Genomic DNA, 21850 nt, shown 5'->3' on the forward strand with positions numbered 1-21850 from the left:
GTCTCGCTCACTCCAAGACGACTTCCACCAGCGCCATCTCGTCGCTCGAAATAGCCTCTTCCAAATCCTCCGCTAGCTCCGACCAACTTTCCGGGCGATACGCAGCTATGCCGAAGCTCTCGGCGAACAACTGGAAGTCGGGATTCGAAAACTCCGTGCCGAAGTGGCTCCTCCGGTGTTCCTCCTGTTTCTCGGTGATGAGCCTGTACTCGTCGTCGCGGAACAGCAAGATAGTGTAGCCACAGCCCACTCGGGTCGCCGTCTCGATCTCCGCGGCGTTCATCAGAAAGCCGCCGTCGCCAGTCGCGGCGACGACGTTGCTCTCCACTGCGAGGTCCGCGGCGAGGCCACCTGGCACCGAGATACCCATCGAAGCGAGTCCGTTCGAGATGATGCAGGTGTTCGGTTCGTACGTCGGGAAGTTTTGGGCGAGTATCATCTTGTGCGTGCCCACGTCCGAGAGCAACACGTCATCGGCGTTCATCACCTCGCGGAGCACGGGCAGTACCTTCGCAGTCGTGAACGGCTCGCCCTCCTCGTGGTCGGGCGTCACGTCCGCGACGATGTGCTCGCGCAGGTCGTCGTACCAATCGGTCTCGAACGACGCGTCAATTTCGCCACAGCAGGCGTTCAGTTCTCGAATCGCGGATGCGATGTCGCTGACGATTTCTACGTCCGGATTGTAGTGTTCGTACACTTCTGCGGGTTGGCTATCGACGTGGACGACTATGGTGTCAGTTCCGGAGTTCCACCCCTCCGGGTCGTGTTCGGCGATGTCGTAGCCGACCGTGAGGACGAGGTCCGCCATCTCGATGGCGTCGGAGGCTTCCTGATGTTCGCCGGAGTCGAGGGTCAGCAGTGAGTGGGCGTCGTCGTCCGAAACCGCGCCCTTACCCATGTACGTCGCCGCGACGGGGAGGTCGTAGTCCGAGACGAACGCTCGTAGTTCCTCGGCGGCGTCGGTTCGAACCGCACCGTTGCCAGCGATGACGATTGGCCGTTCGGCATCGGCCAACAACTCTCGGACTCGGTCGAGCGATTTTCGGTCCGGTTCGGGTCGCCGCACCTTCTCGCGCTGTTCGAGCGGTCGCACGTCGCTCGCTTCGCCCGCCACGTCTTCCGGAAGTTCGAGGTGCGTCGCGCCGGGTTTCTCGTACTCGGCAACTTTGAACGCCTTCCGAACCGACTCGTGGACGATGTCGGGGTCCGAAATCTGGGTGTTCCACTTCGTGACGGGGGCGAACATCTCCACCACGTCGAGCGCTTGGTGGCTCTCCTTGTGGAGTCGTTCGAGACCACCCTGTCCGGAGAGGGCGACCAGCGGTGCCTTGTCGAGGTTCGCGTCGGCGACGCCGGTCAGGAGATTCGTCGCGCCCGGCCCGAGCGTCGAGAGACAGACCCCAGCGTCCCCCGTAAGTCGGCCGTACACGTCGGCCATGAACGCACCCCCCTGTTCGTGACGAACGGGAACGAACTCGATTTTCGAATCTTCGAGCGCGAACAGCAACGCCTCGTTCTCCTCTCCGGGCAGTCCGAAGATATACTCCACCCCTTCCCGCTCCATGCTCTCGACGAGTACTTCCGCGGTGTTCATGGCGGAGATGCAACGTCGAGTCACATAGTTCGGGTGGCGGTGGGCGTTTACGTTGACGTAAATAGCTACGACAGTCGATTGGTGATGCGAGCCACCGTCCGAACATTTATAACAAATACCGAACAAGAGTTTGTCACGGCCTATGGAGACCTCTTTCCTCGTCCAGTGACCGGGTTCGTTCGCGGCCGCGAGTCGCAGTAGTTCGTAGTGCCATCGGCGGTGAGGGCCGAGAAGGTGCTATCGACGCGGTTCGATAGTTCCACCCTGCGATTACTCTGCGGACACGTCCGGTTCGATTCGCCGCCTCAGTAGCCAGTAGCGATTTCGTCGGGGTAGCGACGTGTAGACACACGACACGATAGTACATCATGCAATCTACAGACGCAAATTCAGGCGCTATCGTCGCCAAGCGAGTCGATTCCGGACAGGCCGACACAGCGGAGATTCGTGCCCTCGCAGAAGCCGCAGGGTACGAAATCCGAGCAGAGGTGACCCAGACGCGACGCGAGGACCGGACGTACGACCTCGGCCGAGGGAAAGCCGAAGAGTTGGCCGAGGTAGTCGCCGAGACGGGTACGAAGACAGTCATCATCGACAACGAACTTGACCCCGGACAACTCTTCGACTTGGGGGACCTGCTTCCAGACGGCACCGAGATACTCGACCGCTACCGATTGGTCCTCGACATCTTCGAGCGACAGGCCGGGACGAAGCGCGCGAAACTACAGGTCGAGCGCACCCGCCTCGAATACGACCTGCCGCGCGTTCGCCGGGAGATAACCGCGGAAATCGACGGCGAGGACTTGGCCCACGACGAGAAAGGTGGCCAGCGAGTGAGAGATATCGAGCAACGAATCGACGCGCTCGACACCAAACTCTCCGACCTCGCCGACGACACCGCGGCACGACGGGAACGGAGACGCGAGGAGGGCTTCGAGTTCGTCGCGCTGGTGGGCTACACCAACGCCGGAAAATCGACGCTCCTGCACCGTCTCGCGGACGACCTCGACCTCGACGAAGAGGAGGCATCCGACCACGAGGACTTCGACGGAACGGCCGAAATAGAGGACCGACTGTTCAAGACGCTCGACACGACGACCCGACGGGCGACTATCGACGGCAGACGAACGCTCGCCACGGACACCGTCGGGTTCGTGGACGACCTGCCACACGAGATGGTCGAGTCGTTCCACGGGACGCTCTCGGAGACCCAAGACGCCGACTGCGTCGTACTGGTCGCCGACGCGAGCGACGACCACGAGGAACTACGCCGAAAGTTGCTGGCTAGTTTGAAACTCGTCGAGGACACCGAGTCCCTCGTCGTCGCTCTCAACAAAGCCGACCTATTGAGCGAGTCGGAACTGGCCGCCCGAACCGACGCCATCGCCGACCTCGCGCCCGACCCCGTGGCAATCAGCGCGACCGAAGACGAAAATCTCGGCGCGCTCTGCGAGCGCGTCGCGGCCGCACTCCCCGACCTGCACCACGCCGACCTCAGACTGCCGAACGACGACGAAGCGATGAGTCTCGTCTCGTGGCTCTACGACCGCGCCCGCGTCGAAGACGTGACGTACGGCGACGACGAAGTCCGAATCGAATTCGACGGTCACCCGTCGGTGGTCGAGCGAGCGCGAGCGAAAGCAGACGCACTCGCGCCAGAGGCTCGCTGACAACGTAGTGTGAACGATACGTCGGGAACCGAGAGTGCTCCGTCAGAGGTACCGCGTATAGCCACAGACAGTACAGTGCAGGTCGTCGTCGTGGCGTACGAGGACACCAGATTCACACTTCGGGCACGGGCCGACGGCGAGCGTACCGAGCGATTCGCCGTTCGCTTCGACGGCCCGCCGAAGCCACTGCACCTCTTCTTCGAGACGCGCAACCCGCAATTCGAGTTGCCGCAGTCGGCGCGCCCGTCCGCCGCCTCTGGACATGGTACTGCTCCGTTGTCGCGTGTTCGTCCATCGAGTCATGACTCTACTACTACGCGCCGAGTGCTACTAAGATTCTCGGCGGGAGCGTAGTTGTCCGTGCGTTGACTGTCGGAGTCTCGAAAAAACGCCTTTGTCGGCGGTCGGTGTACGGACCCCGAGAAAGGATGACAGTTACTGCACGCCTCGAAGTGATTCCGACGCGCGAACGGGGGATGTCCGACGGCGTCGCCCGAGCGGTAGACGCACTCGAACTGTTCGACGTGAGCTACGAGACGACGGCCACCGACACCGTTATCGAAGCCGACAACCCGGACGAAGTATTCAGAGCGGCAGCGGCCGCTCACCGCGCAGTCTCGGACGGACGGGTCATCACGTCCCTAGAGCTAGACGACCAACGCGGCCGAAGCCAACGGGGCGAGGACCGCGTGGCCGCAGTCGAACGGCGACTCGGTCGCCCACCGCGCCGAGAGCGGTCGGTGCGTTTCGAGAACCGTCGTCGAGAAACTGCCTCAAGCCGTCCGGAACGATATCACGCACCCCGGATACGACCCGCACCGACGCAGACCGATGCGGGATGGAGTGGTGGTCAGTTCGGCGGACAGACCGAATCACGATACCTCCGAGTGGGAGGGTCGCGCTGAACGACGCGGATATGAAATCCGACAGAGTCGTCGTCCGCCGCCTTCGTGAATCTTATATCGGCAGGTCAGAAACACGCCTTCGTGTGTGGTAGTGTGGCCCCAAAAGACCAGTGGTCCGTCTCGGCGACTGTCGTCGAACAGGTCGCAGCGGCCCACGGCGTAGAGCCGACAGAACTCGACACGCCGCTAGGGACGACCCTCGACACCGACGCACTCGACTCACTCGTCGGGTCGCTATCAGCGGACGCGACGGTCTCGTTCACGTACACGGGAATCGAAGTCGTCGTTCACTCCGACGGCTACGTCGAAGTCTCTCGCTGAGAGCTTTCCGCAGTCAGCGAAGCCGCCGATAGTCGTACTGCCCGCGGAGGTTGTCGTGGAAGTACGACCCCTGCGAGCGCGCGTGCAGGAGTTGTTGATACGTCTCCTGTGGCACGTCGAAGTACTGGTAGACGCCGCCGCTGTGGAACGCTATTTCGAGAGTCTCCTCCTCGCGGTCGTAGCCGACGCTCTGGATACTGCTCGACGCGACGGGTGTCCGACGCTCGGTCACGCAGGTCAACTGGTCGTAGGGCACGTAGCCGACGATTCGGCCGTCGAAGTAGCAGACGACGCCGTGGCGACCCTCCTCGACTTCGTCGCACTCGATTCGCTCGCCGCTCGCCGTGAGTGCTTTCATGCCGGGACCACGACGACCCTCCCTCTCAAAGCATCGGCCGGCCAGTTGGGACGACAGTCCCGACGCCGACAATCGTTTCTCCCGCGCGTCCGTACTCGACGTATGCGTCGTCTCGGAGTGCGAGTGCTGATGGCGGCCGTCGGTCTTGCGACGTTTGTCCTGTACGCGGGCGTGGCCAGTTTCTTCGCGTGGGGGCTGGTCGGTCTCTGGCAGGCCCGTGGCGACTTATTGACCCTCCTCGTGGTCAGTTCGGTGCTGACGCTGGCGTTCAGTTACGCGAGCTATCGAGTCGGCACGAGTCGCTTGGTCTCTCGTCTCGACGCGAGAGCAGTGCCGCGCCAGAGCGCGCCCGAGCTACATCGGCGACTCGACAACCTTTGCACCGAAATGGGGGTCGAGCGACCGCCGCTACTGGTCGCGCGAATGCCCGTCCCGAACGCGATGGCTGTCGGCGGCGTCGGAACCGGCTCGATACTGCTCGACCGGCGACTGTTTCGCCTGCTCGGAACGGACGAACTGGAGACGATACTCGCCCACGAACTGTCTCACCTCGAAAGTAACGACAGCCTCGTCCAGACGCTGGCGTACAGTCTCGGCCAGTCGCTCGTCTGGGTGGTCGTTGTGGTGACGCTCCCACTCGTCGTGGTCGTCGTCGGAGCGACGCGGACGCAGGCGTGGCTCCGCGGGGATTCGAGCGCGTGGACGACCACGGCGTTCGGCGAGTTTCGTCGCCGGACCAGTCAAGTCGCGCTGGCCGTCCTGAGTCTGCTGACCCTCTTGGTCCTCGCACACTCCCGAAAGCGCGAGTTCGCGGCCGACGACCGGGCCGCGACGGTGACTCGAAAACCCCGAGCGCTCGCCTCCGCACTGCGGAAGATAGAACGCGCCAGCGAACCGCGGTTGGGGTTGCTCACGCCGCTGTACGTCCGGGGCGACGAAGACGGATGGCTCACCGAGATACTCTCGACGCATCCGGCGACAGACGAGCGCGTTCGCCGGTTGGTCGAACGCGCCGAGGCGAACGCAACGACAATCGAGGTTCGGTAATCGACAATCGAATGTCGATAGTCCGGGATTCCGCTACCGAAACCCGCTCGACAGCGGTCCGAAACACCAAACATTAATGTTAGGTGGGCCTAAAACCGTGCGTATGACTCAGTCTTCGGGACCCCGACGTTCGGACGATGCGGCGGGCCACGGGTGCACTCGGAGGTGTTCGTGCCGTGTCCACTGAACGGGACGTGGAACGCGAAGTCGGAGAGGACCCCGTTCTCGGAAGTGAGTTCACGACGAGGACCGACGGGTCGCGCGAGAGCGCCCTCCACGGCGAATCGCTCTCTATCTCCTACGACGCCGAGGACCCCGTCGTCGAGTGCGACCGAATCGACCTCCCGAAAGGCGAGATAACCGCGCTCGTGGGGCCGAACGGGTCGGGCAAGAGTACCATCCTGAAGACGCTCTCGAACCACCACGACCCAGACACAGGCACCGTCGTCCTCGACGGCCGCGAGGTTCAGCAGTTCGGCGACAAAGAGTTGGCCCGCGAACTCGGCCTGCTCTCCCAAGAGAACGACGCCCCCGAGAGCATCACCGTCGAAGACCTCGTGTATCACGGCCGCTACCCGCACCGCGGTTTCTTCGATTCCGTCACCGAGCAGGACCAAAACGCAGTCGAGCGCGCCATCGAACTCGCTGGCGTGGACCACATCCGCGACCAAGCGTTAGGCAGCCTCAGCGGCGGCCAGAAGCAACTTGCGTGGATTGCGATGGTGTTCGCCCAAGAGACCGACGTGCTCCTGCTCGACGAACCGACGACGTTCCTCGACCTCCATCACCAACTTCGCGTGATGGAGATCGTCCGGTCGCTCAACGAAGAGAAGGGCGTCACCGTCGGTGTCGTCCTCCACGACATCGCGCAGGCCGCTCGGTTCGCCGACTACCTCGTCGCGCTGGACGACGGCGAGGTGTACGACTGGGGACCGCCCCGAGAGGTCGTCACCGAAGAACTGCTCGCAGACGTGTTCGAAGTGGACGCCGCCGTACAGTACACGCCAGACCCGGAAATCGTCCCGAAGCGGTCGCTCTGAGCGGTCGCCGTCGCTTCTCTCCCGGAGACCTATCTATTTGTAACAGAGCGTAGTACCGAAGTGGGTATCAGCGAATGCTGTACCCTGTCAGGTTCGGTCGCGTCCTCTTCGCGTTCCTCCCGTTTCTACTCGCCTTCGCGCGTGACCGACATCGGTTCGTCGTCGTCGGGCGTTCACGAGAAGTCAGCGACGAGCGACGCCGCGAACGCGCCAGCGAACTGCGCGACGTGATGCTCGAACTCGGACCGACGTTCATCAAAATCGGGCAGGTGCTCTCGACGCGACCCGACCTCGTGCCGAAGATCTACGCCGAGGAGTTTCGCACGCTACAGGACGCCGTGCCGCCCGGCGCGTACGAGGAGGTGGAACCGATACTCTCCGAAGACGTGGCAGACGGAGGGCAGGTGAGCGACGTGTACGAGGAGTTCGACACTGAACCGATAGCGGGCGGGTCGCTCGCGCAGGTACACACCGCTCGGTACGGAGGGAGACGAGTCGCAGTGAAGATTCGGCGGCCGGGAATCGTCGAAGTCGTCGAGACGGACCTACGGGTGATTCGTCGCGTCCTGCCGCTCATCACCGCGTTCGCGCCGGAGCGCCATCGGTTCTCTCTCCGGAACTTGGCCGACGACTTCGAGCGCGTCATTCGGGAAGAACTCGACTTCGAGCGCGAGGGGCGCATGATGGACGAGATACGGCAGAACTTCGAAGCCGACGACTCGGTGACGATTCCGCGGTGGTACCCCGAACGCTCCACCGAGCGAGTGCTGACGATGACGTACGTCGGGAGCACGAAACTCAGCGCAGTCGAGCGGTTACGTGAGCGCGGCTTCGACCCGAAGGAGGTCGCTCACGACGTGGCGAACGCCTACTTCGAGATGGGGATGGTACACGGCGTCTTCCACGGGGACCCACACCCCGGCAACATCGGGGTGGACGAACGAGGCCGAATCGTCTTCTACGACTTCGGGATGTCCGGGCGGTTCACGCCGGAGATGCGCGAGTCAATCGTCCAGTTCTACCTCGCCGTCGTCTCCCGCGACGTGAACCGAATCATGGACGTGCTGGTCGCGCTCGGGACGCTCGACCCGGACGTAGACCGCCAAGCGATGGCCCACGTCCTGCAACTCGTCCTCGAAGACTTGGAAGGCAGTGGCGTCTCGGACTGGCGCGCGATACTCGCCGAAGTGCTGACGGTACTCCGAGCGTTCCCGTTCCGGATTCCGCCCGACCTCATGCTCGTGATTCGCGTGGCGACTGTTGGAGAGGGCGTCCTCCGGGACCTCGACCCGGAGTTCGACATCGTCACGACGGCCAGAGAATTTCTGCTCGAACACGGCTACATGCGACAGGGCGTCGGGACGCTGGTCGAAGAGACGCGCCGAGACGCCAGAACGTCGTTCCAATCGACCGTTCGACTGCCGTCGAAACTGGAAGACGTTCTCGACTTGCTACTGCGCGGCGACCTCAGCGTCTCCGGCTTGGAGTTAGAACGACCGCTCGTCGTCGTCGGTCGGACGCTCGCGTACGCACTCATCACCGCGGCGTGGGTAATCGGCTCCTCGATTCTGATTTACGAGAATCCGGTGTACGGAGCCATCGGATTCACCATCGCGGCGGTGATGACAGTGCTGTTCGTCCAGAGCATTCTGAAGACGAGGCGTACCGCGAGATAACGAACCGGATAGAACCCGCGCTACTCTTCGAACAACTTCTCTCTCAGCAACTCTCGACTCGCTTCGAGTCGCGCTTCGCGTTCTGCGGCCGAAATCTCGAAGTCGAGGCGTTCTTCCTTGATTTCAGCTTTGACCCGCTCGATTCGTTCCGCGGAAATCTCTTCGTCGGGAATCGTGCCGTCTATCCAGTCGTCTACGTGACCCTCCCACTCGTCGCCGCCGTACTTGTCTACTTCGACGCGCCAATCCCAGAACTGCGCAACTTCGTCCCAGTAGCCTCTCGATTTACGTAGGTCCTCGATGAGCGACTTGGCGACTCGGCCACCGTGACCAGCGGCGATGCTGACCTGATGAGGGCCGCCCGAGAGCCAGCCAGCGACGTACAGGCCGTCGATTTCCGTCCGGCCGCTCTCGTCCGCTTCGACGGGATGGTCGCCGCCGTCGTGAAACTCGCCGTCCGCGAGTTCCGCGAGGTAGTCGCCGTCGTATGCCGTGGCCGCGAGGACGAATCTGGTCGTCACGTCGCGGCCGTCTTGGGTGCTGACGCGGAATCCGCCGAGGGAGTTGCTATCTTTACTTCCTTCGTCGCTCGCGTTCAGGCGCGCGACTTCGACGACCATGTCGTCCTCCACGTCGCCGCCCTCGTACCGGACGTGTTCGCGGCCGAGTTCGAGGAACGTCTCGGGGCGAATCCCGAGCAGGCCGAGGTAGTTCTCGATGCAGTAGCACTGCTCGATGGCAGAGGTACCACGGTCGAAGACGAGCGCGTCGAGACCGTAGCGCGAGAGGAACAGCGCGGCCGAGAGACCGGACGCTCCGCCGCCGACTATTACCACGTCGCGGTCGAACTCGTTTTTCGTTCCTGCCATCACAGTTCACCGACGGTGCCCTGCTTGCGCATCAGGTACAGGAAGTACGGCCCGCCGATGATTCCGGTGACAATGCCGACCGGAATCTGGGTCGCAAGAGCGAGTCGCGCGCCAACGTCGGCGAGAACGACCAGCGCCGGACCCGCGAACACACAGCCGGTCATCACCCGCCGGTAGTCGCTCCCGACGACTGTCCGCACCATGTGGGGGACGACGAGACCGACGAAGCCGACGAGTCCCGCGACGGCGACGCTCGCGGCCGCAAGAATTATCGCGACCGCCGAGACGCCAAACCGGACTCGTTCGACCGACATGCCGAGCGACTGGGCAGTTCGCTCCCCGAGCAGGAGGACGTTCAACTGCCGCGACGTGAGGAGTGCGAACGGGAGGAAGATGGCAGTCCACGGAGCCACCGTCCGGACCTGCTCCCAATCGACCCCTGTGAGTGACCCCGTGGTCCACGCAATCGCGCTCTGGACCGCGCCGAGGTCGTCGGCGAAGTAGAACACGCCGGTCTGGAGCGAGTTGAACACCGTGCTGACGATGACGCCAGCGAGTATCAGACGCACCGGATTAGTCCCGCCCTGCCACGCGATGGCGTAGACGAGCAGGAACGCTGCCGTACCGCCCAGTGCCGCCAGCAGCGGGAGATAGGAGGTGAGTCCAGTGAACACGATGAGGCCCAACAGGATGGCGAGACCGGCCCCGGAACTCACGCCGAGGACGTACGGACTCGCCAGTTCGTTGCGCGTGACCGCCTGGAAGATAGCACCCGAGACGGCGAGGTTCATGCCGACGAACATCGCCACGAACACTCGCGGGAGCCGAATCGTCCAGACGATGAGCGTCTCGTTGTCCATCTCCGGAGCCTCGCCGCCCGTCAGGAACGCATGCCACGCGTCCAGGTTCAGGAAGATGTCCGGGTCGAACACCGAGTTCCACGCAGTCGCGAGGCTCATCGAGTAGGTGCCGAAGCTGACCTGCACTAACCCGGCAAGGACGACGACCGCGACGCTACCCAGGACGACCGACGCCAGCGACCCGTCGAGCCATCCGAGTCGGCCGTCGCGCTGTTCGCCCCGCCCGCCAGCAGTCGCGGTTTCGTCCGACACGGTCCTAGAAGTCGCCGTTCACGACGTCTGCGACTTTCTGGCGGTCGAACAGCTTGCCGGAGTAGGTGTCGGGGAAGAACGCCTTGGCGAACCGCTCGGTCAGGAAGAGGTTGTGAATCGGCCCCTCGTAGATTGGGCCGCCACGGAACACCTGGCCGTTCTGGACGGCAGTGAGTTGACTCGCCGCGGAGTGGTCCTTCATGTAGCTCAGGATGGTGTTCTCGAACTCCTTGGCAGTCTTGGTTTCGTGGCCCCGAATCAGGATAGCCTCCGGGTCGATTTCCAGCAGCGTCTCGTAGTCTATCTTGCCGGAGCTAGACGTAGAGCGCGGTTGCACGTCCGACCCCTCGAAGGCGTCTTGGACGCGCAGGTCGCGGAACTGCTTTTTGTTCGTACCCTTGCCGCTGAGTCGGTACGGCGTGAACTCCCCGGGTTCGTCCTTGGCTGCGAAGACGAGTGCCGCCTCCGGCCCCTTTTCGGGGAGCTTCGACTGCACGTCGCTAATGAACGAGTCGTGGAGCTTCTTGAACGCGTCGTAGCGGGGTTTCTGCTGGAAGACTTCCGCGACCTTCTCGAAAGCCTCGTACATCGAGTAGTACTCGTAATCGTGCCACGAGTCGGTGCGTCGGAAGATTGTGTTGCCGACGAACGGCGCGACGCGCTCTTCGATTTGGTCGAGGTCGTTCTGTTCCAGTCCGAACGCGCTGTTGTTCGTTAGCCACTTCGGGTCGATGAGGTGGACGCCACAGTTCAGTTCGAAGAAGATTTCTTTGTCGATGCCGCCGTCGTAGAGCGGTTTCATCGACTCCTTGTCCACGGAGACGCCCGGCAGTTCGTCGTAGTACTTGGTGTGGAACCGGGGCGGGTACCCGACGGCTTGCAGGCCGTCGGCCTGTCCAAGTGCGACGCCCATGTCCGCGTAGCCAGCCTCGTAGACGAGCCACTTCTTCGGCACGCTCTCGAACGTGACTTCGCCGACGGGTGCCATGTTCACCGAGTAGGAACCGCTCGCACTCTCGGTAGTCTCTGAACCCTCCGACTCGGTCGTCCCGTCGCCGCTCGTCGTCCCGGACGCCGCGGTAGTGCCCTCGGTCGTGGTGCCTTCGTCGCTACCATCTCCACCGGTACAGCCCGCGAGAAGCGCACTGCTGACTGCTGCACTGCCTACGATGAACTGCCGTCGAGTCGAATTACTGTCGGATCCTCTGCTCATACTTTTAGGCCATCCTAAAACATGATAAGGGCTTCGGTATTTTGGCAGACCTAAACCATCGGAGGGAGGCGGGTTCGTACGGATTACCCATCCGGAATCACCCGGGAGCATCAGACGGCTAGCAGTCGGTGACCCGTGAATAAATAGTCCTCGTTCTGACGATAGAACTACGCAGTCGGCGACCAAACGCGACCACATGCCAGAACTGTTCGGCATCTACGAGGGAACCGCCGCCACGCAGTACGTCGGGTGTCTCAGTTGCGACGACAGCATCGACTTGAACGAACCCCATCCGATGTACCAGCGCAAGGAAGCCGACGGAGTCGGCGATTCGGCCACGCAGACCTATCACTTCTGTAGCGATGGCTGTCTCGACGAGTGGGCCGAAAAAGAAGGTTACCGGTCGTAATCAGGCGAGTCGGCTTCTGACGCCGTTCGAGATGCGCTTGCGATTGTAGAACAGTTCGCCGAGACCCCAACCGACGAGGAGGAGTCCCGCGACGACTGCGCCGACGAAGTCCCACGGACCCATCCAAACCGGTCGGACCCATGGGGCAATCTTCGACCAGCGGTTAGCGAACTGGTCTACTGGTTCGCTGACGGGCGTTCCCGCGAACGCCGCGCTCAGCCACTGCGAGAAAGTGAGACGGTCGCCGGTTCCGGGCGTCAGTCCCGCACTGCCCGAGACACTGTACTCACCTTCTGCGTTCTGGTCGGCGATAGTCGGCCCTTCGTCACCGGCCTCGTCGCCCAGTTGCATCCGCTCCACGTCGTACGGTGCCCACGGAGCGTAGAACTCCCAGACGACCTCGCCCTGTGGGGTGACTTCGATGACGCGTTGGTTGTTCGAGTCCACGACGAGCGTGTTGCCGTTCGGGAGTCGGTCGGCGTCCCGCGGCCAGTTGAAGTCCTGACTGGAGCCGAGTTCCCACGTCTCTTTCCACTCGCCGCCGCGCTTCGCGTACTCGACGATGCGGTCGTTCTCGCTGTCGGCCACGACGATGGTCGGCGTCCCGTTCTCGCTTTCGAGATACTGGGGATTGTGCTGTTCGTGCATCACGTCGTAGTTCTGGTCTTCGCCGAGGCGCATATCGACCGCCTTCGTGGACCGGTTGATGACCATCACTTGGTCCATGTTCCGCGGCGAGATGAGGTACTGACCGTCGGCTATCTTGTCCACGTCGTTGACGTGGGTCCAGTCGTCGCCTTTGCCCTGCTTGTTCTTGCTCTTGTACCGCTTGCCTTGGCTCTTCTTGAAGTCCGTATGCTTCTCGAACTGCCACTCCCAGACGACCTCGTCGTCGCCGCGGTCGTAAATGAAGATGCGGTCGCGGTTGACCTCGTCTTCCACGTCGTAGTTACGCATCTCGGCCACTAGCAACTGGTCGCCGTTTATCATGTCGGCGTCGTGCGTGTCGTGGACTTCGGGGAAGTGTTCGACCCACAGAGTCTCGTTGGCTTGCGGGTCAAACTCGTAGACGCGAGTGCCGTCACGTGACGTCGCCGTGATGAGGACGTTACTTCCATTGATTGGGTCCACGTCGTAGAACCACGTCGCACCAACTCGGTCCCCTTCGTGGACCCACTGGACGTCACCGCGGGGACCCACGCCGACGAGTCGAGCGGGCTTCTTTCCGTTCTTTTGTCCTTTGAACTTGTAGCCTTGAATCGCTATGACCGTCGTTCCGTCTGCAGGTTGTTCGATAGTACCTTTCTGGAGGTTGGTGTTAGTCGGTTCGTAGGTGAGGGCGGAGACTGCCGAGGGGGCAAGCAGCGACACGACGAGGAGCAACACCACGCCGCGTACCAGCCACGGTTTCGACAACCGCTCGTTCCACGCGTCAGACATACAACCGCGTACACCCACGGAGGACATATGGGTTTTGTCCTCTTTCCCCGACGGCGACGGGGCAAATTAGTCGAAGCGGGGTCGCTTTTTTAGCTTCTGAGGTCGCTCCACTATTGGGGAGTGGGATGTTCAGAGACAGAACTGATGCAGGACGAAAGCTCGCAGACCTACTGACCGAGCGCGGCGTCGAGACAGACATTGTTCTCGCAGTACCGAGAGGCGGCCTTCCGGTCGCTCGCCCCGTCGCCGACGCACTCGACGTACCTCTCGACGTTATCGTCGCGGCGAAAGTTGGGGCACCACAGAATCCCGAGTTAGCCATCGGGGCCGTAGCGAGCGACGGAAGTTTCTGGGAAAACGACGACATCGTCGAGCGCCTCGGCGTGAGCGAGGAGTACGTCGAGCAAGCGCGCGAGCAGAAAGCCGCCCAAGCGCGGGCGAAACTCGAACAGTACCGGGGGACGGACGAACCGCCCGACATCGACGGCAAACGCGTCGTCGTCGTAGACGATGGGCTAGCGACAGGGGCGACGACTATCGCGGCACTCCGGCAGGTTCGGAAGTCCGGCGCGAAACGCGTCGTCCTCGCGGTTCCCGTCGGGTCGCCCGACTCTGTCGAACGATTGCGTGCCGAGGCCGACGAGGTGGTCTGCGTCGAGACGCCGCTGCAGTTCGCCGCAGTCGGGCAGTTCTATGACTCGTTCGAACAGGTCTCGGACGAACGAGCGAGAGAGTATCTCGACGGCTGAACGGTTACCAAGCGACCGCCCCACTATATTTTTGTATGGTGGAAATATCCTATAATTGGTTCTAAGCGAGAAAGAGTCTATTGACTCGGTACCGAGTTTCGGTTTCGACCGACGTTTATATTGTTTCAGGCATGCAAGATTGCTTCGAACACTGTGCGAACAGTTAACGTACGCTGAGGTGCAGTATCGGGCATTCACTACCAATCTTTTGGCTAGAATCGAGAGAGGTCGTCCACCATTCTGAATGCACAACTAGCACACTACAGCGAAACATTTAAGTACTTGTCGCCCTAACTGGTGGTTAGGAAGCGAGACTGCCGGAGATTCTTCAGGATTTCTCCCCCTCCCGGTGGTCTCGACCAAAGAAGTGATACCCATGACCAGTACCCGCATCCAGAGCTACAGCGAACAGGACGTAAGCGAAGACGAACAGACAACGACCAAAGAGACCGAAGACGAGCAGGTCTGCCCCGAGTGTGGCGGCCGACTCACCGCAGACGACGAACACGGCGAGACCGTGTGTAGCGACTGTGGGCTCGTCGTCGAAGAGGACAACGTAGACCGAGGACCGGAATGGCGCGCCTTCGACTCCAGCGAGAAAGACGAGAAGTCCCGTGTCGGAGCCCCGACCACGAAGATGATGCACGACAAGGGCCTCTCGACGAACATTGGCTGGCAGAACAAGGACGCCTACGGCAACTCGCTCGACTCGCGCCAGCGCGAGAAGATGCAGCGACTCCGCACGTGGAACGAGCGGTTCCGCACGCGAGACAGCAAGGAGCGCAACCTCAAACAGGCGCTCGGCGAAATCGACCGGATGGCGTCCGCGCTCGGCCTCCCCGAGGACGTACGCGAGACGGCGTCGGTCATCTACCGCCGCGCACTCGACGAGGACCTCCTGCCGGGCCGTTCCATCGAGGGCGTCGCCACGGCGTCGCTGTACGCCGCCGCTCGACAGACCGGGACGCCCCGGTCCATCGACGAGGTGGCCACCGTCAGCCGAATCGACGAGATGGAGTTCAAACGGACCTACCGCTACATCGTCCGCGAACTGAGCCTCGAAATCCAGCCCGCTGACCCCGAAGACTACGTCGCGCGGTTCGCCAGCGAACTCGACATCTCCGACGAGTCCGAGCGTCGCGCCCGCGACCTGCTCCGCACCGCCAAGCGCAAGGGCATCCACAGCGGCAAGTCGCCCGTCGGCCTCGCGGCCGCCGCGGTGTACGCTGGTCCCCTGCTCACCAACGAGAAGGTGACCCAGGCCGAAGTCAGCGACGTGGCGCAGGTGAGCGAAGTCACCATCCGCAACCGCTACCACGAACTCCTCGAAGCGGAAGAGGACTCGATGGCGGCCGCCTAAGCGGATGACGCAGCCGAATTCGGCCGTACACCTATTCTGAGATTTTCAGTGTCGGATAGATAGCTCCGTAGCGGTAGCTCTGGACAGCGGTAGCGTTGGACGTGGCAATCGCGTCGCAGCGTCGGCGCGATTGTGACAGTGTCCAGTGGGCAGGGTGAAACTCTCACACTCTGCGATTCTTTCTTCGGTGGCTCGGCCCGACGTTGTCCTCCTAGATCGAACGACTGGTGCGGACTACTCGGCAAACGACTGACTCGGGGTACTCGGACTACCGGTCTTGAAGAAGACCGAGAGCGTCCGCCGCGAGTTGGGTTCGGTTTCGTACTTGAACGTTTGGCTCTTCGATACGAACAGTCGCCGATAACTACTTTCTGCAGTCCGTCGTACTCCGTTCGAATGTCCGGCAAGCAACTGCTGATGATAGTCGGCGACTTCGGCGAAGACTACGAAATCATGGTCCCGTTCCAAGCACTGCAAGCGGTCGGTCACGACGTAGACGCGGTCTGCCCCGAGAAGGAGGCGGGCGACACGGTGAAGACCGCGGTCCACGACTTCCGTGGCGACCAGACGTACCTCGAAGAGCGCGGCCACAACTTCGCGCTCAACGCCACGTTCGAGGAGGTAGACCCCGAAGAGTACGACGGACTCGTCCTGCCCGGCGGGCGCGCACCGGAGTATCTCCGTACTTACGACGAGGTCCTCGAACTAGTTCGGCACTTCGACGCCGAGCACAAACCCATCGCGGCCATCTGCCACGCCGCTCAGATTCTCGCGGCCGCAGACCTCATCGAAGGGCGGACCTGCTCGGCCTACTCCGCGCTCGAATCCGACGTGGAAGGCGCTGGCGGGGAGTACTACGACGGCGTGACGACGGACGGCAATCTGGTGACGGGCCGCGACTGGGGAGACCACGTCGAGTGGATTTCGCAGTTCTTGGGCGTACTGGGGACGGAGATTGAGCATGGTGAACCGCAGACGGTGAAAGCGGACGATTGAGAAGTCGGCAGGTTAGTTTCGCGCATCTTCAATTCCGAACTGGCGCGCGCGGTCGAATTCCGCAGTGGATTCGACCATTCGTGCGAGGTTTTCGTGAACGCAGTGAACGAAGATTCGGCAGACGCGGTTTGTCCGTCGGCGGTGCGGTCTCTCATCGGATTCGGGAGTAGCTAGCTCGTTCGATGTGGTCGTCGTGTCCCACGAACACGCGAATAGAGTAGAACCACCGAACCACCACAGAACCGGACTATCACAGGACCGAACCACCACAAAATCGAATTACCACGAAGAACTCGTAATTCTCTGCCGTCGCCGGTACCTATTTTTCCAGTGAAGTTCTAGCCCCGCAACGATGCAGTACAAAGACTTCATGGGGCAGATTCAGTCCCGACTCGAACTGCCGGAACTCGGCAGAGCGGTTCGCGCGACCCGCGCGGTCCTGACCACGCTCGGCGAGCGACTCCAAGCAGGCGAGGCCCAAGACCTCGCGGGGTCGCTCCCGATGGAGGTCGATTACTACCTGACTAGCGCCGACTCCGGCCAGCGATTCGACTACGACGAGTTCGTAGACCGGGTCGCAGAGCGCGCGAACGTGAACAAGTCCGACGCCGCCTACTACGGGAAAGTCGTCGTCGGCCTCGTGAGCGAACTCATCTCCCGTGGAGAGGTAGAGGACGTGCGCGGGCAACTCACCGACGACTACCAATATCTGTTCGCGCTCATCGACGCCGAGGAAGTCGAAGAGGAGTAACCCGGAGAAGAAGGTCGAAGAGGAACGTCGAAGAGAGTGCCACACCAACACCTTTGCAAGTCGGCGTCGTGGTGCCAGCAATGGCCCCGCTTCGCCGAATCGTCGTGGACGTACTCAAGCCGTACGAACCGCCACTCCCAGAGTTCGCCAGACAGGTAACCGACCTCACGGGAGTGTCCGGCGTCAACGTGACCGTGATCGAACTGGACGAGGAGGTCCAGAACGTCAAACTCACCGTCGAGGGAGAGGACGTGGACTTCGGTCGAATCGAGGACGCGATAGACCAGTTAGGTGCCAGTCTCCACTCTATCGACCAAGTGGCCTGCGGCGAGTACGTCGTCGAGGAACGCGCGACCCCACAGGATTAGCGAGAAAGCGTGTCACTGCACACTCGCCTCGTGCGACTGCTCGGCGAAGAGGACGTCCGCTCTATCTCCCGGCGATACTTCATCTCGAACGGGTTCGACGGCACGCTGACGAGCATCGGCATCCTCGTCGGCGCTGTCCTCTCGGGGATTCCCGACGGCGCGACGGTCATCAAAATCGGTCTCGGGGCCGCGGTCGGTCTCGGCACGTCGGGTGTCTGGAGCGTCTGGGAGATAGAGCGCGCGGAGATGCGCGCCGAAATCAAGCAGATGGAACAGGCGATGCTCACAGACTTGGACGACACGCGCATCCAGCGGGACCGCCAGAGCGCCCAAATCATCCACGCAGTGATGAGCGGACTCGGCCCGATAATCGGCATTCTGTTCCCGCTCGTGCCGTTTCTGTTCGAGGGAACCGTACTCACCATCGGTGAGGCAGCACTGGTCGGCGTGGCCATCGGCGTCGGCGTCCTCGCAACGTTCGGCGCGTACATGGGGTCTATCTCCGGCCAGCGCTGGTACGTCGCCGCCGTTCGAATGGGGTTGGCAGGCGTCGTCGTCGCAGGCCTGAATGTCTTGCTTCCGGGATGATGACGTTCCGGTCGTGAAACCGACTAGCACGGATAGTGAGATTCTTATTCTCCGATAGTCTTGTATGAGATAGTGAATACCGCGGTCATTCTGTTGCGACAGGACCGAGAACGACGAAACAGCGGTGACATCCCATGAAACCAGAAGAGACGGACGAATCAGAACACCAAACGACACCTGACGAATCGCCCGACGACGAGAACAAACCTCCCGACGACGAGGAGGGACCAACAGACGACGAGGACCAACCTACCGACGAGGTACAGCGAGACGCAGCACCCCCACCTGGGGCGGAAGTCGGGAAAGGACTCTTAGACGAGGCCATGGGTCCGAGTTCCTCGATGGCGCACCTCTACCGTGGCGAGATTCACCGGATGAAACTCTGGCGCGAGCGACTCGACAAGACGACCAACTGGGCGGTCATCGTCATGGCCGGCGTCCTCACGTGGTCGTTCTCCAGCGAGCAGAACCCACACTACGTCATTCTCGCCGGAATCGCGGCTGTCGGCCTCTTTCTGACTATCGAGGCTCGCCGGTATCGCGCCTACGACATCTGGCGTTCCCGCGTTCGAAAGATGCAGGAGAACGTCTGGGCGTTCGGTCTCGACCCCTCCCAAGGACTAGAAGACGAGTACTGGCGGCCGAAACTGAGCCGTGACTATCGAAAGCCGACGCTGAAGATTACGGCCGAAGAGGCCATTTCACATCGCCTCAGACGGGTGTACCTCCCACTGTTCACCCTCCTGCTGGGTGCGTGGGCAATCCGCATCGTGGCGTTCACCGACGCGTCGTGGCCAGCGAGCGCGGCAATCGGCGATATTCCCGGACTACTCGTGACAGGCGTCGTCGCCTCCCTCTACACCGCAGCAGTCGTCGTGGCCTGTCGCCCCCGGACGTGGCACGCTCGCGGCGAACTCCGAACCGAAGATTTGCGGAAGTACGAGTAGTCGCCGAGTGTCGTTTTTCGCCCTCGCAGTCGGCCTGTACGCCACCCGAAACGATAAGCCGCTATCTGAAAAGGAATAGTGCATGCCCGACCCATTCGTCGTCGTCGGTGGAGACGCCGCGGGACTCAGTGCGGCGAGCAAACTGAAACGCGACGACCCAGACAGGGAAGTCGTCGTCTTCGAGAGAGGTCAGTGGGTGTCGTTCGCCCACTGTGGCATGCCGTACTACGTCGAAGGGAAAGTCGAAGACCTGACCGACCTGCTCTCGTTGACCCCCGAACAAATCGAAGACCGGGGCATCGACCTCCGACGCGGCCACGAAGTCGTCGCCGTCTCACCCGACGACAACGCCGTGACCGTCGAAGCAGACGGCGAGCGGTTCGACCAACCGTACGGCGAACTCCTCGTGGCGACCGGCGGACGGGCAGTCGCCGGACCGTTCTCGGACGCGCTCACACTCGACGGTGCGTTCACACTCCACCACATGGATTCGGCCGCGGCAGTTCGAGCGTTCCTCACGCCACCGGCCGAGATAGACCCCGAGTCGGTGGATGCGGAGTTCGTGGACAGAGACCTTGTCCGCGAGTACGCCGACCAGACCCCGCCCGACTCCGTCGCCGTCGTCGGCGGTGGCTACGTCGGTGTCGAGATGGCAGAAGCACTCTCCGCGTGGGACATCGACGTGTCGCTGTTTCAGCGCGACGACCACGTACTCCCTGCGTTCGGTCCCGAGGTCGGCGAAGTAGTCGAAGACCACCTCCGAGAGCAGGGCGTCTCCGTCCACACGAACGCGACGGTCACAGAGATTCTCGGCACCGACCGCGTCACGGGTGTCAGGTTCGACGGCGACGTTCTCGACGTGCAGATGGCGCTGGTCGGGGTAGGCATCCGTCCGAACACCGAGTTGCTCGACGGGACAGGCATCGAACTCGGCGATTCGGGCGCTGTAGCGACCGATGAGTACGGTTGCACCTCCCACCCGGACGTGTTCGCCGCGGGCGACTGCGCCGAGATGGAACACGTGGTGAGCGGCGAGTCCGTGTGGGTCCCACTCGGTCTGACGGCGAATCGCGCAGGACGCGCCATCGGCCAGACCGTCGCGGGCGACCCCACGCTCGTCGGCACGGTGGCCGGAACGGCCGTCGTCAAGGCGTTCGACCTCGAAACTGGACGGTCGGGCATCATCGACCACGAGGAGGCTCGGGAAGTCGGCTTCGACCCGGTGAGCGAGACGGTCACCGCCTCGTCGAAGTCGGGGTACTATCCGGGGGCAGCAGAGACGACGGTCACGCTGACCGCCGACCGTGGCTCCAGCAAGTTACTCGGCGGGAGCATCGTCGGTGCCGACACCGCCGCAAAGCGAATCGACACCGTCGCCACGGCACTGGAGAGCGGACTGACAGTCCCCGAACTCGAACGGTTGGACCTCTCGTACGCGCCGCCGTTCAGTCCGGTCTGGGACCCGATTCTCGTCGCGGCGAAGGTTCTGAACGGGCGACTGGAAGCCGAAGCGGAAGACCAGCCCTAAGAGCCCCCGTTCGCCCGAACCGTCAACACGGGGACCTCCGACATCCGGACCAGTCGCTCGGTGACGCTCCCCAACAGATACCGGTCGAGCCCGCGCCGTCCGTGAGTACCCATCACTACGAGGTCGGCGTCCACCTTCTCGGCGTAGGCCAGAATCTCTTCGTGGGTCGTCCCGAAGTAGATGGCACTCTCGATTTCGGAGACGCCCGCGTCTTCGGCGCGCTTGACCACCGTCTCCAGTGTTCGCGTGCCGTACGCCTCCAGTTCGTCGGTGACCAGCGTCGCATCGACCTCCGAGGCGAACGCCGAGGAATCGACGACGAACAGGACGTGCAGTTCGGCGTCGAAGTTCCGCGCGAGTTCGAACGCCTGTTCTGTCGCCGCCTCTGCCTGCTCGCTCCCGTCGGTCGGCAGCAGGATTCGGTCGTACATCGGCGGTGGTACGACGAGGAGCGGCATGTGCGTTGTGTGAGTCGAACGGCAATTGGAAGGTCCGAACACTGGCACTTCCGAACGGTAGAAGTGCGTCGCACACCGAGGGAGAGACATGACCTACGTGAGCCACACAGTCCGGTCGCTCCGGCGCGACCCGGTGTCCGGCGAGACAGTCCGACTCGTCGTGACGCTCGGCGACGACGCAGAAGACGGGAAGGAGGACGCGGACGAAAGCCCGGACGAGAACGAGAACGTGGATGAGGACACGGACACCGACGAGTACGAGAGCGCGGAGAGCGTCCGCGAGGCAGTCGAAGCGGCCGACGGCGAAGTCGTGCGCGAACTCCAGTTCGAGCGACTCCTCGTGGAAGTCGAACAGACCGAAATCGACACCGTCTGCGAACTCGACGAAGTGACGAACGTCGAAACGGACGCGGTGCTTGGCTATCCCGACGGCGAGTAGAGCGAACAACCT

24 protein-coding genes are annotated in these 21850 nt (G+C 62.4%); 16 read left to right on the plus strand and 8 right to left on the minus strand.

Features of this window, described 5'->3' with window-relative positions; all coding sequences use genetic code 11:
• Positions 1 to 7: 7 nt before the first annotated feature.
• Entirely contained in the window at positions 8 to 1594 is a 1587-nt protein-coding gene (locus F7R90_RS20355) for an acetolactate synthase large subunit (RefSeq protein ID WP_158059391.1), read from the minus strand.
• A gap of 368 nt (positions 1595 to 1962) precedes the next feature.
• On the opposite strand from F7R90_RS20355, the gene hflX reads away from it, so the two are divergent.
• Positions 1963 to 3264, plus strand: a complete 1302-nt coding sequence (gene hflX / locus F7R90_RS20360; protein ID WP_158059392.1) for a GTPase HflX — start codon at positions 1963 to 1965, stop codon at positions 3262 to 3264.
• 42 nt (positions 3265 to 3306) lie between these two features.
• On the opposite strand, the gene F7R90_RS22885 is transcribed toward hflX, so the two are convergent.
• Positions 3307 to 3528: a hypothetical protein gene (locus F7R90_RS22885; RefSeq protein ID WP_394352026.1), complete on the minus strand. Its 222-nt coding sequence runs from the start codon at positions 3526 to 3528 to the stop codon at positions 3307 to 3309.
• A gap of 164 nt (positions 3529 to 3692) precedes the next feature.
• Between F7R90_RS22885 and F7R90_RS22860 the strand changes: the two genes are divergently transcribed.
• Positions 3693 to 4169, plus strand: a complete 477-nt coding sequence (locus tag F7R90_RS22860; protein WP_158059393.1) for a thiamine-binding protein — start codon at positions 3693 to 3695, stop codon at positions 4167 to 4169.
• A 93-nt stretch (positions 4170 to 4262) separates the two neighbouring features.
• Positions 4263 to 4490, plus strand: coding sequence for a HalOD1 output domain-containing protein (locus F7R90_RS20375; RefSeq protein ID WP_225741346.1), 228 nt, complete (start codon positions 4263 to 4265; stop codon positions 4488 to 4490).
• A gap of 13 nt (positions 4491 to 4503) precedes the next feature.
• On the opposite strand, the gene F7R90_RS22865 is transcribed toward F7R90_RS20375, so the two are convergent.
• A complete protein-coding gene (locus F7R90_RS22865; RefSeq protein WP_158059395.1) occupies positions 4504 to 4848 on the minus strand; it encodes a KTSC domain-containing protein in 345 nt (114 codons plus the stop codon).
• A 102-nt stretch (positions 4849 to 4950) separates the two neighbouring features.
• On the opposite strand from F7R90_RS22865, the gene F7R90_RS20385 reads away from it, so the two are divergent.
• The 3 genes from F7R90_RS20385 to F7R90_RS20395 all read left to right on the plus strand — a co-directional run bounded on the left by F7R90_RS20385 (position 4951) and on the right by F7R90_RS20395 (position 8611).
• On the plus strand, positions 4951 to 5895 hold the full coding sequence (locus F7R90_RS20385) for a M48 family metallopeptidase (protein ID WP_225741347.1): 945 nt from the start codon (positions 4951 to 4953) through the stop codon (positions 5893 to 5895).
• Between the two features lie 137 nt (positions 5896 to 6032).
• On the plus strand, positions 6033 to 6935 hold the full coding sequence (locus tag F7R90_RS20390; RefSeq protein WP_158059396.1) for an ABC transporter ATP-binding protein: 903 nt from the start codon (positions 6033 to 6035) through the stop codon (positions 6933 to 6935).
• Positions 6936 to 7009: 74 nt separating this feature from the next.
• Positions 7010 to 8611, plus strand: coding sequence for an ABC1 kinase family protein (locus tag F7R90_RS20395; RefSeq protein ID WP_158059397.1), 1602 nt, complete (start codon positions 7010 to 7012; stop codon positions 8609 to 8611).
• A gap of 20 nt (positions 8612 to 8631) precedes the next feature.
• Here the strand turns inward: F7R90_RS20395 and F7R90_RS20400 are convergent, their stop codons facing one another.
• The 3 genes from F7R90_RS20400 to F7R90_RS20410 are packed head-to-tail and all read right to left on the minus strand — an operon-like array spanning position 8632 to position 11805.
• On the minus strand, positions 8632 to 9480 hold the full coding sequence (locus tag F7R90_RS20400; protein WP_158059398.1) for an FAD-dependent oxidoreductase: 849 nt from the start codon (positions 9478 to 9480) through the stop codon (positions 8632 to 8634).
• Positions 9480 to 10592: a FecCD family ABC transporter permease gene (locus F7R90_RS20405; RefSeq protein ID WP_158059399.1), complete on the minus strand. Its 1113-nt coding sequence runs from the start codon at positions 10590 to 10592 to the stop codon at positions 9480 to 9482. Before F7R90_RS20405 ends, F7R90_RS20400 begins: the two co-directional genes overlap by 1 nt.
• 4 nt (positions 10593 to 10596) lie before the next feature.
• On the minus strand, positions 10597 to 11805 hold the full coding sequence (locus F7R90_RS20410) for an ABC transporter substrate-binding protein (RefSeq protein ID WP_158059400.1): 1209 nt from the start codon (positions 11803 to 11805) through the stop codon (positions 10597 to 10599).
• Between the two features lie 196 nt (positions 11806 to 12001).
• Here F7R90_RS20410 and F7R90_RS20415 point away from each other — a divergent pair, with 196 nt between their 5' ends.
• Complete coding sequence (locus F7R90_RS20415) at positions 12002 to 12214, plus strand: DUF7576 family protein (protein ID WP_158059401.1); 213 nt, start codon at positions 12002 to 12004, stop codon at positions 12212 to 12214.
• Here F7R90_RS20415 and F7R90_RS20420 read toward each other — a convergent pair whose 3' ends face one another.
• Complete coding sequence (locus F7R90_RS20420; protein WP_158059402.1) at positions 12215 to 13654, minus strand: aryl-sulfate sulfotransferase; 1440 nt, start codon at positions 13652 to 13654, stop codon at positions 12215 to 12217.
• Between the two features lie 125 nt (positions 13655 to 13779).
• Between F7R90_RS20420 and F7R90_RS20425 the strand changes: the two genes are divergently transcribed.
• The 8 genes from F7R90_RS20425 to F7R90_RS20460 all read left to right on the plus strand — a co-directional run bounded on the left by F7R90_RS20425 (position 13780) and on the right by F7R90_RS20460 (position 20941).
• Entirely contained in the window at positions 13780 to 14403 is a 624-nt protein-coding gene (locus F7R90_RS20425; protein ID WP_158059403.1) for a phosphoribosyltransferase, read from the plus strand.
• A 376-nt stretch (positions 14404 to 14779) separates the two neighbouring features.
• Positions 14780 to 15763 (plus strand): transcription initiation factor IIB, encoded by a 984-nt coding sequence (locus tag F7R90_RS20430; protein WP_158059404.1) that lies wholly within the window; start codon positions 14780 to 14782, stop codon positions 15761 to 15763.
• 396 nt (positions 15764 to 16159) lie between these two features.
• Complete coding sequence (locus F7R90_RS20435) at positions 16160 to 16759, plus strand: DJ-1/PfpI family protein (protein WP_158059405.1); 600 nt, start codon at positions 16160 to 16162, stop codon at positions 16757 to 16759.
• Between the two features lie 352 nt (positions 16760 to 17111).
• Complete coding sequence (locus F7R90_RS20440; RefSeq protein WP_158059406.1) at positions 17112 to 17510, plus strand: DUF2267 domain-containing protein; 399 nt, start codon at positions 17112 to 17114, stop codon at positions 17508 to 17510.
• 80 nt (positions 17511 to 17590) lie between these two features.
• The gene (locus F7R90_RS20445; protein ID WP_158059407.1) at positions 17591 to 17878 is read left to right on the plus strand and encodes a DUF211 domain-containing protein; all 288 of its coding nucleotides are present in this window, start codon (positions 17591 to 17593) and stop codon (positions 17876 to 17878) included.
• A gap of 9 nt (positions 17879 to 17887) precedes the next feature.
• The gene (locus F7R90_RS20450) at positions 17888 to 18466 is read left to right on the plus strand and encodes a VIT1/CCC1 transporter family protein (RefSeq protein ID WP_158059408.1); all 579 of its coding nucleotides are present in this window, start codon (positions 17888 to 17890) and stop codon (positions 18464 to 18466) included.
• Positions 18467 to 18600: 134 nt separating this feature from the next.
• The gene (locus F7R90_RS20455; protein ID WP_225741348.1) at positions 18601 to 19413 is read left to right on the plus strand and encodes a DUF2270 domain-containing protein; all 813 of its coding nucleotides are present in this window, start codon (positions 18601 to 18603) and stop codon (positions 19411 to 19413) included.
• Between the two features lie 82 nt (positions 19414 to 19495).
• Entirely contained in the window at positions 19496 to 20941 is a 1446-nt protein-coding gene (locus F7R90_RS20460; RefSeq protein ID WP_158059409.1) for an FAD-dependent oxidoreductase, read from the plus strand.
• Here F7R90_RS20460 and F7R90_RS20465 read toward each other — a convergent pair.
• Positions 20938 to 21372 (minus strand): universal stress protein, encoded by a 435-nt coding sequence (locus F7R90_RS20465; RefSeq protein ID WP_158059472.1) that lies wholly within the window; start codon positions 21370 to 21372, stop codon positions 20938 to 20940. The genes F7R90_RS20460 and F7R90_RS20465 overlap by 4 nt on opposite strands.
• Before the next feature lie 115 nt (positions 21373 to 21487).
• Here F7R90_RS20465 and F7R90_RS20470 point away from each other — a divergent pair, with 115 nt between their 5' ends.
• A complete protein-coding gene (locus F7R90_RS20470) occupies positions 21488 to 21838 on the plus strand; it encodes a hypothetical protein (protein WP_158059410.1) in 351 nt (116 codons plus the stop codon).
• Positions 21839 to 21850 lie beyond the last annotated feature (12 nt).

The sequence above is a fragment of the Halorussus halophilus genome, from assembly GCF_008831545.1.
In the GTDB taxonomy this organism is placed as follows: Archaea; Halobacteriota; Halobacteria; order Halobacteriales; family Haladaptataceae; genus Halorussus; species Halorussus halophilus.